Here is a 12814-nt window from a genome sequence, read left to right as displayed (position 1 = left end):
GGCATGACTCGATTCTCGATTGATCGAGATTCATTGACAATTCCCGCACGGCTTTACAAGCTGTCAAGTCTGACTTGACATTGAATGCTTTCGAACCGTTTCGGGCCATTAAACGGGACGGATCAGGAGACACCGGGCATGGACCTGAACGCGCTGACGCTGCTCGTCGAGATCCTCGACGCGGGCAACCTGAGCAAGGCCGCGCAGCGGCTCAAGATGAGCCGCGCGAACGTCAGCTACCGGCTGAACCAGCTCGAACGCTCGATCGGCCAGCAGCTCGTGCGGCGCACGACGCGCCGCATCGAGCCGACCGAGATCGGGCTGAAGCTGTACGAGCACGGCCGGCGCATCCGCAACGAACTGCTCGCGGCGCAGGAATCGGTGACGACGCTCGGCCAGGACCTGCAGGGCCGCGTGCGGCTGTCGGTGCCGAGCGGCTACGGGCAGATGGTGATGTCCGACTGGCTGCTCGCGTTCAAGCGGCTGCATCCGGGCATCGTGCTCGACGTGGTGTTCGAGAATCGCGTGGAAGACCTGATGCGCGACGAGATCGACATCGCGGTGCGCGTGATGCCGGAGCCGCCGCAGAACCTCGTCGCGCGCGACATGGGCGCGGTGCGCTACGTCGCGTGCGCGTCGGCCGCGTTCGCGGCCGCGCACGGAATGCCGGCGAGCCTCGGCGCGCTGGCCGCCGCGCCGGTCGTCACCGCGACGGTGATGGGCCGGCAGTTGCGGATCGCCGCGTATCTCGGCGACGAGCGCCACGAGGTGCTGCTCGAGCCCACGCTGATTTCGGAGAACTTCCTGTTCCTGCGCCAGGCGATCCTCGCCGGGATCGGCGTCGGCATCGTGCCCGACTACGTGATGCAGGACGACATGCGGCGCGGCACGGTCGTCACGTCGCTCGACGCGTACCGGCTCAGCATCTTCGGCACGCACATGTACATGCTCTACATGCCGAACCGGCACCACACGCGTGCGACGTCGACGTTCATAGAGTTCATCCTCGAACAGGCCGGAAAGACCGGCCGGGGCGGGCCCGGCGCGATGCGTCAGGGTTTCCTGTCGGATGACAATCCGCCGGCCGCGCGGCGACAATAGCGCGCCGCGTGCGCACGGCGCGTGCGATGCCGGCGCCGCCGCCTCCTTCGAATTCATAGTTGCCGAGGGTTCAATGTTCGACCGGATTCGTCCGCATTCGCGTCCCCGGACGCTCGCCGCCGCGCTCGCGCTCGTTGCGCTCGTCACCTTCGGCACCGGCTGCACGTCCCCGTCCGCGCCGTCGGGCGCCGTCGTCCCGGTCGCCGCCGCGTCGGGCGCCGCGGTGCCGCTGCCCGGCGTCCATGCGCCCGAACTGTCGTCCGGCTGGACCGACAAGCCGGGCTGGACCTCGCAGCACTTCATGATCGCGGCCGCGAACCCGCTCGCGACGCAGGCCGGCTACGAGATGCTGAAGGCCGGCGGCACGGCGATCGACGCGGCGATCGCGACGCAGATGGTGCTCGCGCTGGTCGAGCCGCAGTCGTCCGGGCTCGGCGGCGGCGCGTTCATGCTGTACTTCGACGGCCGCGCAACGCAGGCGTACGACGGCCGCGAGACCGCGCCGGCCGCCGCGACCGACCGCCTGTTCTACGGCCCGACCGGCCAGCCGATGAGCTTCTACGAAGGTGTCGTCGGCGGGCGTTCGGTCGGCACGCCCGGCGTGCTGCGGATGCTCGACGCCGCGCATCGCGCGCACGGCAAGCTGCCGTGGCGCCGGCTGTTCCAGCCCGCGATCCGGCTCGCCGAACACGGCTTCACGATCAGCCCGCGCCTGGCGATGCTGATCGCGAACGACAAGTACCTGATGAACGACCCGGCCGCACGCGCGTACTTCTACAACCAGGACGGCACGCCGAAGACGGCCGGCACCGTACTGAAGAACCCCGCGCTCGCGACCGTGCTGCGCCAGGTCGCCGATCGCGGCGCGAACGCGTTCTACAGCGGGGCGATCGCGCGCGACATCGTCGCGAAGGTGCGCAAGCACCCGACCAACCCGGGCCTGCTGTCGGTCCAGGATCTCGCGCGCTACAAGGCGAAGGTGCGCGCGCCGCTGTGCGCCGACTACCGGCGCTCGGTCGTCTGCGGGATGCCGCCGCCGTCGTCGGGCGGCCTCGCGATCGCGCAGATGCTCGGCATTCTCGAAGCGATGCCCGACTGGCAGCAGATCGGCGCGCAGAAGCCGGTGCGCAACGACGCCGGCTACGAGCCGACGCCGTTCGCCGCGCACCTGTTCAGCGAAGCCGGGCGCCTCGCGTATGCGGACCGCGCGCGCTATGTCGCCGATCCTGATTTCGCGCCGCTGCCGGGCGGCAGCTGGGCGAGCCTCACCGACAAGGCCTATCTCGCGCAGCGCGCGCGCCTGATCGGCGACACCAGCATGGGCGTCGCGCAGGCCGGCACGCCGCAGGGCGCGACGCTCGCGCTGGCCGACGACCGCAGCCCCGAATTGCCGTCGACGTCCGACATCGCGATCGTCGACCGCTACGGCCAGGCGCTGTCGATGACGACCAGCGTCGAGGACGCGTTCGGTTCGCGGCTGATGGTGCGCGGCTTCATGCTGAACAACCAGCTCACCGATTTCTCGTTCGTGCCGAGCGAGAACGGCCGGCCCGTCGCGAACCGCGTGCAGCCCGGCAAGCGGCCGCGCTCGGCGATGTCGCCGGAACTCGTGTTCGACCAGAAGACGAAGCAGGTGACGATGATCGTCGGCTCGGCCGGCGGCCCCGCGATCATCAACCACGTCGCGAAGGCGCTGGTCGGCGTGCTCGACTGGGGGATGACGATGCAGCAGGCGATCGCGCTGCCGAACTTCGGGTCGATGAACGGGCCGACGCAGCTCGAGCGCGGCCGCGTGTCGGATGCGCTCGCCGACGGGCTGAAGGGCCGCGGGCACGACGTGCGGGTCGTCGAGATGAACTCGGGACTGCAGGGGATCCAGCGGCTGAACGTGCAGGGGCAGACGGTGTGGTTTGGGGGTGCGGATCCGCGGCGGGAAGGGGTGGCGATGGGGGAATGAGGGCGGCAGGCAGAGGCGGCGCGCATGGGCCGCCTGCTCCGTATCATCCGCGCCCCTTCCACGGCACCACCCGCCGCTCGACCCATCGCATCGCGAGATCGAACAGCCACGCGATCGCGCCGATGATCAGGATGCCCATCACGACGATATCGGTGCGCAGGAAGCTCGACGCATTGAGCACCATCTGCCCGAGCCCGGCCGTCGCGGCGACCATCTCGGCCGCCACGAGCGTCGTCCAGCCGAAGCCGATCGCGATCCGCAGCCCCGTGAGGATCTCCGGCAGCGCGGCCGGCAGCACCACGTGCCGCACGATCTGCGCGAAGCTGCCACCGAGCGAATACGCGGCGTTGATCTGCTCGACCGTCGCCGCGCGCACGCCGGCGCGCGCGGCCATCGCGATCGGCGCGAAGCATGCGAGGAAGATCACGACCAGCTTCGCCGTCTCGTCGATGCCGAACCAGATCACGACGAGCGGCAGGTACGCGAGCGGCGGCAGCGGCCGGTAGAACTCCAGCAGCGGATCGAGCACGCCGCGTGCGACCCGGCTCACGCCCATCAGGATGCCGGCCGGCACGCCGATCGCGGTCGCGAGCACGAACGCGCCGAACACGCGCGCGGCGCTCCACAACAGGTGCTCGGACAACGGCAGGCCGCCCTGGATGCGGCCATGCCACGCATCGACGAACGCGGTCCACACCGCTTCCGGCGATGGCAGAAAGAGCGGCGGCAGCCACTGCCGATGCGTCGCGACCCACCACAGCACGGCCAGCGCCGCGACCGTCGCCGCGCTGAGCGCTGCCGTCTTGCCCTGCCCCGGCAGCCGGTAACGGTGCGATGCGCGCACGGGACGCGCCGTGTGGCGCCGTTGTCTCGCGTGCGCATCCTGTTCGAAGTCGGCGGCCGCTCGATCGGCCGCCCACGAATCCTGCGTGCTCATGTCGTCCTGCCTGTGCAATGTACTGATCCGGTGGCGCCCGACGGACGCGCCCTGCCGCGCGAATTCATGCATCACGCGGTCTCCGCGACCGCCTCGTCGCGATGCAGGTACGCGATCAGCCGCTCGCGCCATGCGATGAAGTCCGGCGACGACTTCACCGCGCGCGCATCGCGCGATTCGACGTAGCGCCGCGCGAACGGCAGTTCAAAGGTTTCCGCGATGCGGCCGGGGCCGGGCGTCATCACGACGAGGCGCGTCGCGAGGAACAGCGCCTCCTCGACGTCGTGCGTGATGAAGAACACCGTCTTGCCGGTGCGCGCCCACACGTCGAGCACGAGCGCCTGCATCGTGCCGCGCGTCATCGCATCGAGCGCGCCCATCGGTTCGTCCATCAGCAGCACGCGCGGGTCGCTCGCGAGCGCACGCGCGATGCCGACGCGCTGCTGCATCCCGCCCGACAGTTCGTACACGCGCGCGTGCGCATGGCGCTCGAGGCCGACGAGCGCGAGCATCTCGCTCGCGCGCGCGTCGCGTTCGGCCTTCGACACGCGCGCGAAGCGCAGCCCGAGCGCGACGTTGTCGAGCACGTCGAGCCACGGCAACAGCGCGTATTTCTGGAACACGACGCCGCGATCGGCGCCGGGCCCCGTGACCGGCACGCCGTCGACGCGCACGTCGCCGGTCGTCGGCGCGACGAAGCCGGCCATGCAGTTCAGCAGCGTCGTCTTCCCGCATCCGGACGCGCCGAGCGCGACGACGAACTCACCGCTGTCGATGCGCAGGTCGACGCGCGCGAGTGCCTGCGTCGTCGGCCGACCGCGCTCGCCCGGATAGGCGACCGATACCTGACGGACTTCCAGCGTGCTCATGATCGACGGCTCCGCGATGAATGGCCTGGGTTGCCGCGCTCAGCGCGCGGCCTTCTGCACGAACTGCGGATCGACGCCGACCGAGTAGTCGGCGAGCACCGTCTGGATCGTGCCCTGTGCTTTCAGGAACGCGGCGGTGGCCGCGAGCGACTTCGCGGCGCCCGACTGCGCACCACCGCCGAGCCACGTCGGCGACGCCTGCTCGGCCGGCGTCGGGAACGCGTAGAGCGCGAGGCTGGCCGGCACGTCCTGCGCGTTCGCGCCCGACACCTTCGCGACCGCCGCGACCTGCGGCGAACCGGGCTTCCACCCGGCCGTGTGCGCGCGGTAATCGGCATCGGCGGACGCCAGCACCTTCACGAAGCGTGCGACGAACTCGGGGTTCTCGCGCGCGAACTTGCGGCTCACGACGAAGCCGTCGAAGGTCGCCTTGCCGCTTTGTTTCGCGACCTGTCCCGACGTCGTCAGCACGGTGCCCGACTGCTTGACCTTCGCGAGCACCGGATCCCAGATGTAGGTCGCGTCGATGTCGCCGCGCGCCCACGCGGCCGCGACCTCGGGCGGACGCAGGTTGACGATCTTCACGTCGTTCGGATTGACGCCCGCGGCCTGCAGCGCGACGAGCGTATGGAAATGCGACGTCGACACGAACGGCACACCGATCTTCCTGCCCTTCAGCGCGGCGACGCTGGTCACGCCCGAGCCGTTGCGCGCGACGAGCGCCTCGGCGTCGTTGATGTTGTCGAGCACCCAGAACAGCGAGATGTCGAGCCCTTGCGACAGGCCCGCCGCGATCGGGCTGGAGCCGGCCTCGCCGAGCTGCACGGAGCCCGACGCGAGCGCGCGGATCACGTCGGCGCCGCTGTCGAGCTTGCGGAACCTGACCTTGTAGCCGGTCGCCTTCTCGACTTCACCGCTCGCCTGCGCGTAGCGCCACGGCACGACCATGTCCTGGTACGCGATCACGACTTCGCGCGATTCGGCGTGCGCCGCGCCGAGCGCGGCAAAGGCGGTCAGCGCGACGATGGCGCGGCGGATGAAGCTGAAACGGGACATGCGGCTCTCCTTCGAATGCGGGCATTGCTGCGGGAGAGCCGACTTTACGAGCTTTGCGCGCGGCGGGAGCGAACTTATCCTGCGAAGCTATCGATGGCGTTTCGGCTTTGCTTTCCATGCTGGATTGAATGGGGACGACGATCGAGCGGCAATCGATGTGCCAAAACATGCCGTCATCACTCTCCCTTTACCGTCGACGGGAATCGTTCACTCCCTTTCACGCGTGCAACGTTTCATACAAGTCCCATATCAATTCACCAGAGCAGACGTTAGGGTTCCATATCGAATCAAGGAGCCGTCTCCTCAATCGCAATCAGATAGATACTCATGAAAACCAAGTACGATTTGCTGGAAATGAGAGACGTTTGGATCGACGCCTACATGAACGGCGACATCGATCAACTGAACTTTGTAGAGAGCTCTCATTTCTTCGTGAAGCGACGCGACCGGACAGTCACCAAGCTTCAGCAAATATCTTTTATACGGCAGCGCCTGTCTGAAAACACCTGGCCAGATGTCGGTCTACGCGTTCACGATGAAATCACGGAGGTCGAGAGAAACCGGCTTTGGGCATCGATTTCCGGCACGGGTTCAATGCGACGTGGCGGAAGAACACTCATCCGATTTGATTTTCTGGAGCTATGGCTGATCAACGGCGGCCGATGGCAGATTGCCGCGCTTTGCTACGACGAGAAAGAGCGCGAAGGCAATGAGATGGCAGATCGACGCGGGGCTGCATAGACATCAAATCTCTGGCCGCGCCAACGAAAAAGCCCGCATCGCTGCGGGCTTGGTTCGACTGCGTGACTGCTGCGGAACGGCGGAATACGGCGCTCAGACCACCCCTGCCCCATGCGCCTGCAAATCGGCGTGATAGCTCGACCGCACCATCGCGCCGACGGCCGCATGCGTGAAGCCCATCTTGTACGCCTCTTCCTCATACATCTTGAACGTATCCGGATGCACGTACGCACGCACCGGCAGGTGGTGCTCGGACGGCTGCAGGTACTGGCCGATCGTCAGCATGTCGACGTCGTGCGCGCGCAGGTCGCGCATCACCTGCAGGATTTCCTCTTCGGTCTCGCCGAGGCCGACCATCAGGCCCGACTTCGTCGCGACGTCCGGATGCAGCGCCTTGAAATCCTTCAGCAGCTTCAGCGAATGCGCGTAGTCCGAACCCGGGCGCGCTTCCTTGTACAGGCGCGGCACCGTTTCGAGGTTGTGGTTCATCACGTCCGGCGGTGCCGCGTTCAGGATCGAGATCGCGCGGTCGAGACGGCCGCGGAAATCCGGCGTCAGGATCTCGATGCGCGTTTCCGGCGACTGCGCGCGCGTTTCGCGGATGCACTCGACGAAGTGGGCGGCGCCGCCGTCGCGCAGGTCGTCGCGGTCGACGCTCGTGATCACCACGTACTTGAGCTTGAGCGCGGCGATCGTGCGCGCGAGGTTCTTCGGTTCGTCCGCGTCGAGCGGATCGGGGCGGCCGTGGCCGACGTCGCAGAAGGGGCAGCGGCGCGTGCACTTGTCGCCCATGATCATGAACGTCGCGGTGCCCTTGCCGAAGCATTCGCCGATGTTCGGGCAGCTCGCTTCCTCGCACACGGTGTGCAGGTTGTGCTCGCGCAGGATCGTCTTGATCTCGTTGAAGCGCGAGCTGCCGGTGGCCGCCTTCACGCGGATCCACTCCGGCTTCTTCAGCTTCTCGATCGGAATGACCTTGATCGGAATGCGCGCCGTCTTCGCCTGCGCCTTCTGCTTGGCGGTCGGATCGTAGGCAGCGGTCGCGGCCGAATCGGCCGGTGCGGGGGAAGCGGTAACGTCAGTCATTCGAATGTTCCAGTGCCTGCGGCTTGTCGGCGGCCGCGGGTTCGCCATCGAGGTTGGCAATCAGACGACCCACCAGCGTGTGGGCGACGTCGTTCCAGTCGGCGGCAACCTCGAGGCTCGCCATGTCGACGGTTTCCAGTCCGGCATAGCCGCACGGGTTGATCGCAAGAAACGGGCGCAGATCCATCTTCACGTTCAGGCTCAGCCCGTGATAGCTGCAGCCGTTGCGGATCTTCAGGCCGAGGGCCGCGATCTTCGCGCCTTCGTGCACGCCGGAAGCCACGTAGATTCCCGGCGCGCCCGCCTTGCGGACCGAAGCGAGATTATACGCCGCGAGGGTTTCGATCACGGCCTCCTCGATCTTCGTCACGAGCGTGCGCACCATCAGCTTGCGCCGGCGCAGGTCCAGCAGCAGGTAGACGACGATCTGGCCGGGGCCGTGGTAGGTGATCTGTCCGCCGCGGTCGACCTTCACGAGCGGCACGCCGCTGTCGGCCACCAGCAGGTGGGCCGGGTCACCGGCCTGGCCGAGCGTGTAGACGGGCGGATGCTCGACGACCCAGATTTCGTCGCCGGTGTCGGCCGTGCGCGTGTCAGTGAACGCGCGCATCGCGTCGAAGCTCGTCTCGTAGGCCTCGCTGCCCCGCCAGCGCACGGTGACCGGCGCGACAGGCTGAACCGGAGACCCGGCGGGCGATTCGGAAACAGCGACAGGCGTGGACACGATGGCAACCGGCGAGACGGACATGGGCGGTAGTTTACCGAAAACCCATGGGTCTCGCCGGCCTTGGAAAGGGACGGATCAAGGGTATCCGTCAGAGGAAAGTCCCGTCAGACGGTGCGCCAGCCGTCGTGGAGCACCGCATTCACGCGATTGCGCAGCCGCGCGAGCGCGCCGCGCGCGACTTCCCCGGCCGGCCGCGACACCGAGAACGCGACATGTGCGCCCTGCCCGCTTTCCGCGCTGAGCCACAGCCGCTCGCCGCGGCGCAGCTTCAGCGTCTCGCCGTCGACCAGGAAGTAGTCTTCGACGTCGTTGCTGCGCGTCGCCCACACCGGTCCGCACTGCACCGTCAGACGCGTGCTGCGTTGCACCTTCATCGGCACGGTCTCGCCCGCGGGGATTTCGAACGTGACGCTTGAAGAGATTTCTTGCATGATCGACTCCGCCAATAAATGCTTCGATGGCTACAATCGTAGTCATTCAAAGGCGTCCGACCAAACGACCAATTTTCACGTCGATGTGAGGAAAATTAGCAAATGGACCTCCGCCAGCTGCCTGCGCTGAATGCGATTCGTGCATTCGAAGCCGCCGCCCGTCACGAGAATTTCTCCCGCGCCGCCGACGAGCTGTACGTCACGCACGGCGCGGTCAGCCACCAGGTGCGCGCGCTCGAGGAGGAGCTCGGCGTGCAGCTGTTCACGCGCAACGGCAAGCGGCTGTGCCTGACCGACGCCGGCATGCGCTACGCGCAGCAGGTCCGCACCGCGCTGATGGTGATCGCCGATGCGACGCGCGACGTGCGCGCAAGCGACCGCGGACGGCGGCTGGTGGTGTCGATGCTGTCGTCGTTCGCCGCGCGCTTCATCACGCCGCGCATCGGCACGTTCATCGAGCGGCATCCGGAAATCGACGTCGAGCTGCAGTCGACCAACTCGCTCACCGATTTCGCGCGCGACGACGTCGACCTGGCGATCCGCTTCGGCTCCGGCAGCTATCCGGGGCTGCATGTCGAGCCGCTGTTCGAGGAGGTGTTCTTTCCGGCGTGCTCGCCGACGCTGAACGGCGGCAAGCTGCCGCAGACGCCCGCCGATCTCGTGCACTACAACCTGCTGCGCTCGGACGACGAGCTGTGGCGGCCGTGGTTCGACGCGGCCGGGCTCGCTACGCTGACCGAGCCGAAACGGGGGATTCTGTACCAGGATTCGTCGAACCTGCTGCTGGCCGCGATCGATGGCCAGGGCATCGCGCTGGTGCGCCGCTCGCTCGCGGTGCACGACCTGCTGGACGGGCGCCTCGTGCGCCTGTTCGACATCGACGGGCCGAGCCCGTGGCACTATTTTTTCGTGTGTCCGCCGCCGCTCCTGAACACGCCGCGCGTGCAGGCGTTCAGGATCTGGCTGCTTCAGGAAGTCGCCGAGTACCAGCTGCTGTGCGACGAGCTGGACGCGCGGCGCGCGGCGGGGAAGACCCCCGCCGAGTGCGCGCGGGAAGGCGGATGGAAAGAACTTAGAGCACGACCTTGACCATCGGATGGCCGGTCAGTGCGCGGTAGATGTTGTCGAGCTGTTCCTGGCTCGTCGCGCGCACGGTGATCGTGAGGCCGGTGTAGTTACCGCCGCTCGATGCACGCTCCTCGATCTTCTCGACGTCGATCTCGTTGTCGTGGACGGCCACGACCTTGAAGATCGTGTCCTTGAATTCCGGGTGCGCCTTGCCCATGATCTTGATCGGGAAATCGCACGGAAACTCCAGCAGCGACTCCTTCCGGGTATCGATCGCGCCGGTGACCTCGATGGTTTTGGTCGGTTCGCTCATCACTTTCTCCGGGTTAGGTCAAACTGTTCAAACTCGCGTGCCTTCGCACGCTGGTACGCGTCGTACAACGCCGCGAACACGGGGCCCGGCTTGCCGCCCTGCACGGGCAGGTCGTCGAGCGACGTGACGGGCAAAATTTCCTTCGTGGCCGACGTGATCATGATCTCGTCCGCCGAGCGCAGCTCGACCTCGCTGATCTCGCGCGCGACGAACCGGATTCCGCATTCCTCGGCCAGCTGCTCGACGAGCGCGTAGCGAATCCCTTCGAGGATCTTGTTGCTGCGCGGCGGCGCGAACAGCTCGCCGTTCTTCACGATCCACACGTTCGAAGACGACCCTTCGGTCACGTTGTCGTCGCGCAGCTGGATCGTCTCGAACGCGTCGCGTTCGGCCGCATGCTGCGCCATCAGCACGTTGCCGAGCAGCGAAATCGACTTGATGTCGCAATGCAGCCAGCGACGATCCTCGGCCGTCACGCAGCGCACGCCCTGCGCGCGCTCGTCTTCCGACGGCAGGCGCAGCGGGCTCGTCATCACGAACACCGTCGGCACCGCGTTCGCCGGGAACGCGTGGCCGCGCTTCGCGACGCCGCGCGTCACCTGCAGGTAGACGAGCGCGTTGGTGTCAGCGAGGCCTTCCGCATTCGCGGCGACCACGCGCTCGATCAACGCGCGCCAGCCGGCCGCGTCGTGCGGGTTGTCGATGCCGATCTTCTTCAGGCTGCGCGCGAGCCGGTCCAGATGCTGTTCGATCCGGAACGGCACGTGCGCGCCGTCGTGCGCATAAACGGGGACAACTTCATACACGCCATCGCCGAAAATGAACCCGCGGTCGAGCACCGGGACTCGGGCTTGCGACAGCGGCACCAGTTCCTCCTGCGACGACACGCTGAGGTAGACGATCGGTTCGAATTCGGCTTGGCTCATGGCTATGACAGATGGGGATGAAGTCGTGAAAACAAAGGCCCGTCGCGCTTACTTCTTCTTGCTGAACATCAGCAGGATCGAGTCCCAGATACGTCCGAAGATACCCGCTTCCGGCACGGCCTGCAGGGCGACGACCGGGAATTCGGACAGCGTCTTGCCGTCGGCGACGATCTTCACGGTGCCGACCTGCTGGCCTTGCGCGAGCGGCGCGATCAGCGGCGCGTTGACGTCGACTTCCGTCTTGACCTTGTCGCCGAGGCCGCGCGGCACGGTCGCCCACTGGTCGCCCTTCACGCCGACCGGCACGGTGTTTTCCTTGCCCTTGTAGATGCGCGGCGTCGACATCGCCTGGCCGCCCTTGAACAGGCGCACCGCGTCGAACGCGCTATAGCCGTAGTTCAGCATCTTCATGCTGTCCTGCGTGCGGTCGCCTTCCTTCTGCTCGCCCATCATCACCGACACGAGACGGCGCTGGCCGTCGACGCCCGGGATCGCGCGCTTGGCCGATGCGATCAGGCAGTAGCCGGCCGCCTGCGTATGGCCCGTCTTCAGGCCGTCGACCGTCGGATCCAGCCACAGCAGCCGGTTGCGGTTGCCCTGGCGGATGTTGTTGTACTTGAATTCCTTCTCCGAGAAGATGCCGTAGTACTGCGGAAAATCGCGGATCAGGTGTGCGGACAGCTTCGCGAGGTCGCCGGCCGTCGTGTAGTGGTTCGGGTCGGGCATGCCGTTCACGTCGGCGAAGTGCGTGCCCTTCATGCCGAGACGCTGCGCCTCGTCGTTCATCAGCGTGACGAACTGCCCTTCGCTGCCGCCGACGAGTTCGGCCAGCGCGATCGCGGCGTCGTTGCCCGACTGGATGATCATCCCGTACACGAGGTCGTGTACCGACACCGGCTTGTCCGCCTCGATGAACATGCGCGACTCGTCGGTGCCGACGCGGCGCACGGCGGCGCTCGGCGTGACGATCTGCTCCATCGAGATCTTCTTCTTGTCGAGCGCCTCGAACACCAGGTAGGCCGTCATCAGCTTCGTCAGCGAGGCAGGCTCGACGCGTTCGTCGGCGTTGCCCGAGGCGAGCACCGTGTTGCTCGTCGCATCGACGAGCACCCACGAGCGTGCGTTCACGCCCGGCGGCGGCACCGCGCCCGGCATGAAGGTCGCGGGCGCGCCGGTGAACTGCTCGGCGGCGGCGGCCGGCGCCGCATGCGCGGCCTTGGCCTTGGCGGCCGGCTTCGCCTCGGCGACGACGATCGTCGACGCGAGCGCGACGGGCAGCATCACGCCCAGCGCGACGTTGCGCGCGGCGGTGCCGAAGGCGATGGAAGAAGCGAGGGACTTGAGGCCTTGGGGAGACAGACGCATGATCGATTCAGGCTGGTGGCAGAAAGTGCGGGCGCGAAACGCGCAGGGGTTGAACGGCAAGGCGGCGGGCGTTCCGGCGTTCGTCCGACTGCGTCGGACGGCGCGAAACGCGCCGGTTGGACTCGTGCGGACGCGTTCGGTTCGCGGCCGTCGCGAGCGGGCGGACAGGCGGCGAAACGAGCGCCGCATGGGCCCAGCCGGGCCGCGGGCGACGCGAAATGCGGCCATTATACGTGG

At 67.2% G+C, this 12814-nt stretch carries 13 protein-coding genes; 4 read left to right on the top strand and 9 right to left on the bottom strand.

Translation table 11 applies throughout. The annotated features are described in order from the left end of the window. The first annotated feature begins 138 nt into the window (after positions 1-138). Together DIE21_RS05145 and ggt are read left to right on the top strand one after the other, a co-directional pair. On the top strand, positions 139-1101 hold the full coding sequence (locus DIE21_RS05145; RefSeq protein WP_124496656.1) for a LysR family transcriptional regulator: 963 nt from the start codon (positions 139-141) through the stop codon (positions 1099-1101). Positions 1102-1174: 73 nt separating this feature from the next. Beyond that, the gene (gene ggt, locus DIE21_RS05140; RefSeq protein WP_124496654.1) at positions 1175-3058 is read left to right on the top strand and encodes a gamma-glutamyltransferase; all 1884 of its coding nucleotides are present in this window, start codon (positions 1175-1177) and stop codon (positions 3056-3058) included. A gap of 43 nt (positions 3059-3101) precedes the next feature. Here ggt and DIE21_RS05135 read toward each other — a convergent pair whose 3' ends face one another. Genes DIE21_RS05135 through tauA form a run of 3 tightly spaced genes read right to left on the bottom strand, consistent with a single transcriptional unit; the run spans position 3102 to position 5920 of the window. Continuing rightward, on the bottom strand, positions 3102-4067 hold the full coding sequence (locus DIE21_RS05135; protein WP_124496766.1) for an ABC transporter permease: 966 nt from the start codon (positions 4065-4067) through the stop codon (positions 3102-3104). Continuing rightward, positions 4067-4864 (bottom strand): taurine ABC transporter ATP-binding protein, encoded by a 798-nt coding sequence (locus DIE21_RS05130; protein ID WP_124496652.1) that lies wholly within the window; start codon positions 4862-4864, stop codon positions 4067-4069. Before DIE21_RS05130 ends, DIE21_RS05135 begins: the two co-directional genes overlap by 1 nt. 39 nt (positions 4865-4903) lie before the next feature. Continuing rightward, the gene (gene tauA / locus DIE21_RS05125; RefSeq protein ID WP_124496650.1) at positions 4904-5920 is read right to left on the bottom strand and encodes a taurine ABC transporter substrate-binding protein; all 1017 of its coding nucleotides are present in this window, start codon (positions 5918-5920) and stop codon (positions 4904-4906) included. Positions 5921-6247: 327 nt separating this feature from the next. Here tauA and DIE21_RS05120 point away from each other — a divergent pair, with 327 nt between their 5' ends. Next, entirely contained in the window at positions 6248-6661 is a 414-nt protein-coding gene (locus tag DIE21_RS05120; protein ID WP_124496648.1) for a hypothetical protein, read from the top strand. 93 nt (positions 6662-6754) lie between these two features. Here the strand turns inward: DIE21_RS05120 and lipA are convergent, their stop codons facing one another. The 3 genes from lipA to DIE21_RS05105 all read right to left on the bottom strand — a co-directional run bounded on the left by lipA (position 6755) and on the right by DIE21_RS05105 (position 8905). Continuing rightward, a complete protein-coding gene (gene lipA / locus DIE21_RS05115) occupies positions 6755-7747 on the bottom strand; it encodes a lipoyl synthase (protein ID WP_124496646.1) in 993 nt (330 codons plus the stop codon). Beyond that, positions 7740-8495, bottom strand: a complete 756-nt coding sequence (lipB, locus tag DIE21_RS05110; RefSeq protein WP_124496644.1) for a lipoyl(octanoyl) transferase LipB — start codon at positions 8493-8495, stop codon at positions 7740-7742. Before lipB ends, lipA begins: the two co-directional genes overlap by 8 nt. Before the next feature lie 83 nt (positions 8496-8578). Further along, positions 8579-8905, bottom strand: coding sequence for a DUF2917 domain-containing protein (locus tag DIE21_RS05105; RefSeq protein ID WP_124496642.1), 327 nt, complete (start codon positions 8903-8905; stop codon positions 8579-8581). Positions 8906-9007: 102 nt separating this feature from the next. Here DIE21_RS05105 and DIE21_RS05100 point away from each other — a divergent pair, with 102 nt between their 5' ends. After that, positions 9008-9994 (top strand): transcriptional regulator GcvA, encoded by a 987-nt coding sequence (locus DIE21_RS05100; protein ID WP_124496640.1) that lies wholly within the window; start codon positions 9008-9010, stop codon positions 9992-9994. Here DIE21_RS05100 and DIE21_RS05095 read toward each other — a convergent pair. Genes DIE21_RS05095 through DIE21_RS05085 form a run of 3 tightly spaced genes read right to left on the bottom strand, consistent with a single transcriptional unit; the run spans position 9978 to position 12577 of the window. Then, positions 9978-10286 (bottom strand): YbeD family protein, encoded by a 309-nt coding sequence (locus tag DIE21_RS05095; protein WP_011353335.1) that lies wholly within the window; start codon positions 10284-10286, stop codon positions 9978-9980. The two genes, DIE21_RS05100 and DIE21_RS05095, sit on opposite strands and share 17 nt — an antisense overlap. After that, positions 10286-11212 carry a D-amino acid aminotransferase gene (locus tag DIE21_RS05090; RefSeq protein ID WP_124496638.1) on the bottom strand — a complete coding sequence of 309 codons (927 nt, stop codon included), beginning with the start codon at positions 11210-11212 and terminating at the stop codon, positions 10286-10288. Before DIE21_RS05090 ends, DIE21_RS05095 begins: the two co-directional genes overlap by 1 nt. 48 nt (positions 11213-11260) lie before the next feature. Then, positions 11261-12577 carry a D-alanyl-D-alanine carboxypeptidase family protein gene (locus DIE21_RS05085; protein ID WP_124496636.1) on the bottom strand — a complete coding sequence of 439 codons (1317 nt, stop codon included), beginning with the start codon at positions 12575-12577 and terminating at the stop codon, positions 11261-11263. Positions 12578-12814: the final 237 nt, after the last annotated feature.

The sequence above is a fragment of the Burkholderia sp. Bp9140 genome (assembly GCF_003853425.1).
Taxonomy (GTDB): Bacteria; Pseudomonadota; Gammaproteobacteria; order Burkholderiales; family Burkholderiaceae; genus Burkholderia.
The sequence above is the reverse complement of the archived record's forward strand: the minus strand, read 5'-3'. Positions and strand labels throughout refer to the sequence as shown.

Excerpts from the sequence above, each read along its gene's own strand:
- DIE21_RS05145 (WP_124496656.1), top strand. The coding sequence starts at position 139 with ATGGACCTGAACGCGCTGACGCTGCTCGTCGAGATCCTCGACGCGGGC.
- ggt (WP_124496654.1), top strand. The coding sequence starts at position 1,175 with ATGTTCGACCGGATTCGTCCGCATTCGCGTCCCCGGACGCTCGCCGCC.
- DIE21_RS05135 (WP_124496766.1), bottom strand. The coding sequence starts at position 4,067 with ATGCATGAATTCGCGCGGCAGGGCGCGTCCGTCGGGCGCCACCGGATC.
- DIE21_RS05130 (WP_124496652.1), bottom strand. The coding sequence starts at position 4,864 with ATGAGCACGCTGGAAGTCCGTCAGGTATCGGTCGCCTATCCGGGCGAG.
- tauA (WP_124496650.1), bottom strand. The coding sequence starts at position 5,920 with ATGTCCCGTTTCAGCTTCATCCGCCGCGCCATCGTCGCGCTGACCGCC.
- DIE21_RS05120 (WP_124496648.1), top strand. The coding sequence starts at position 6,248 with ATGAAAACCAAGTACGATTTGCTGGAAATGAGAGACGTTTGGATCGAC.
- lipA (WP_124496646.1), bottom strand. The coding sequence starts at position 7,747 with ATGACTGACGTTACCGCTTCCCCCGCACCGGCCGATTCGGCCGCGACC.
- lipB (WP_124496644.1), bottom strand. The coding sequence starts at position 8,495 with ATGTCCGTCTCGCCGGTTGCCATCGTGTCCACGCCTGTCGCTGTTTCC.
- DIE21_RS05105 (WP_124496642.1), bottom strand. The coding sequence starts at position 8,905 with ATGCAAGAAATCTCTTCAAGCGTCACGTTCGAAATCCCCGCGGGCGAG.
- DIE21_RS05100 (WP_124496640.1), top strand. The coding sequence starts at position 9,008 with ATGGACCTCCGCCAGCTGCCTGCGCTGAATGCGATTCGTGCATTCGAA.
- DIE21_RS05095 (WP_011353335.1), bottom strand. The coding sequence starts at position 10,286 with ATGAGCGAACCGACCAAAACCATCGAGGTCACCGGCGCGATCGATACC.
- DIE21_RS05090 (WP_124496638.1), bottom strand. The coding sequence starts at position 11,212 with ATGAGCCAAGCCGAATTCGAACCGATCGTCTACCTCAGCGTGTCGTCG.
- DIE21_RS05085 (WP_124496636.1), bottom strand. The coding sequence starts at position 12,577 with ATGCGTCTGTCTCCCCAAGGCCTCAAGTCCCTCGCTTCTTCCATCGCC.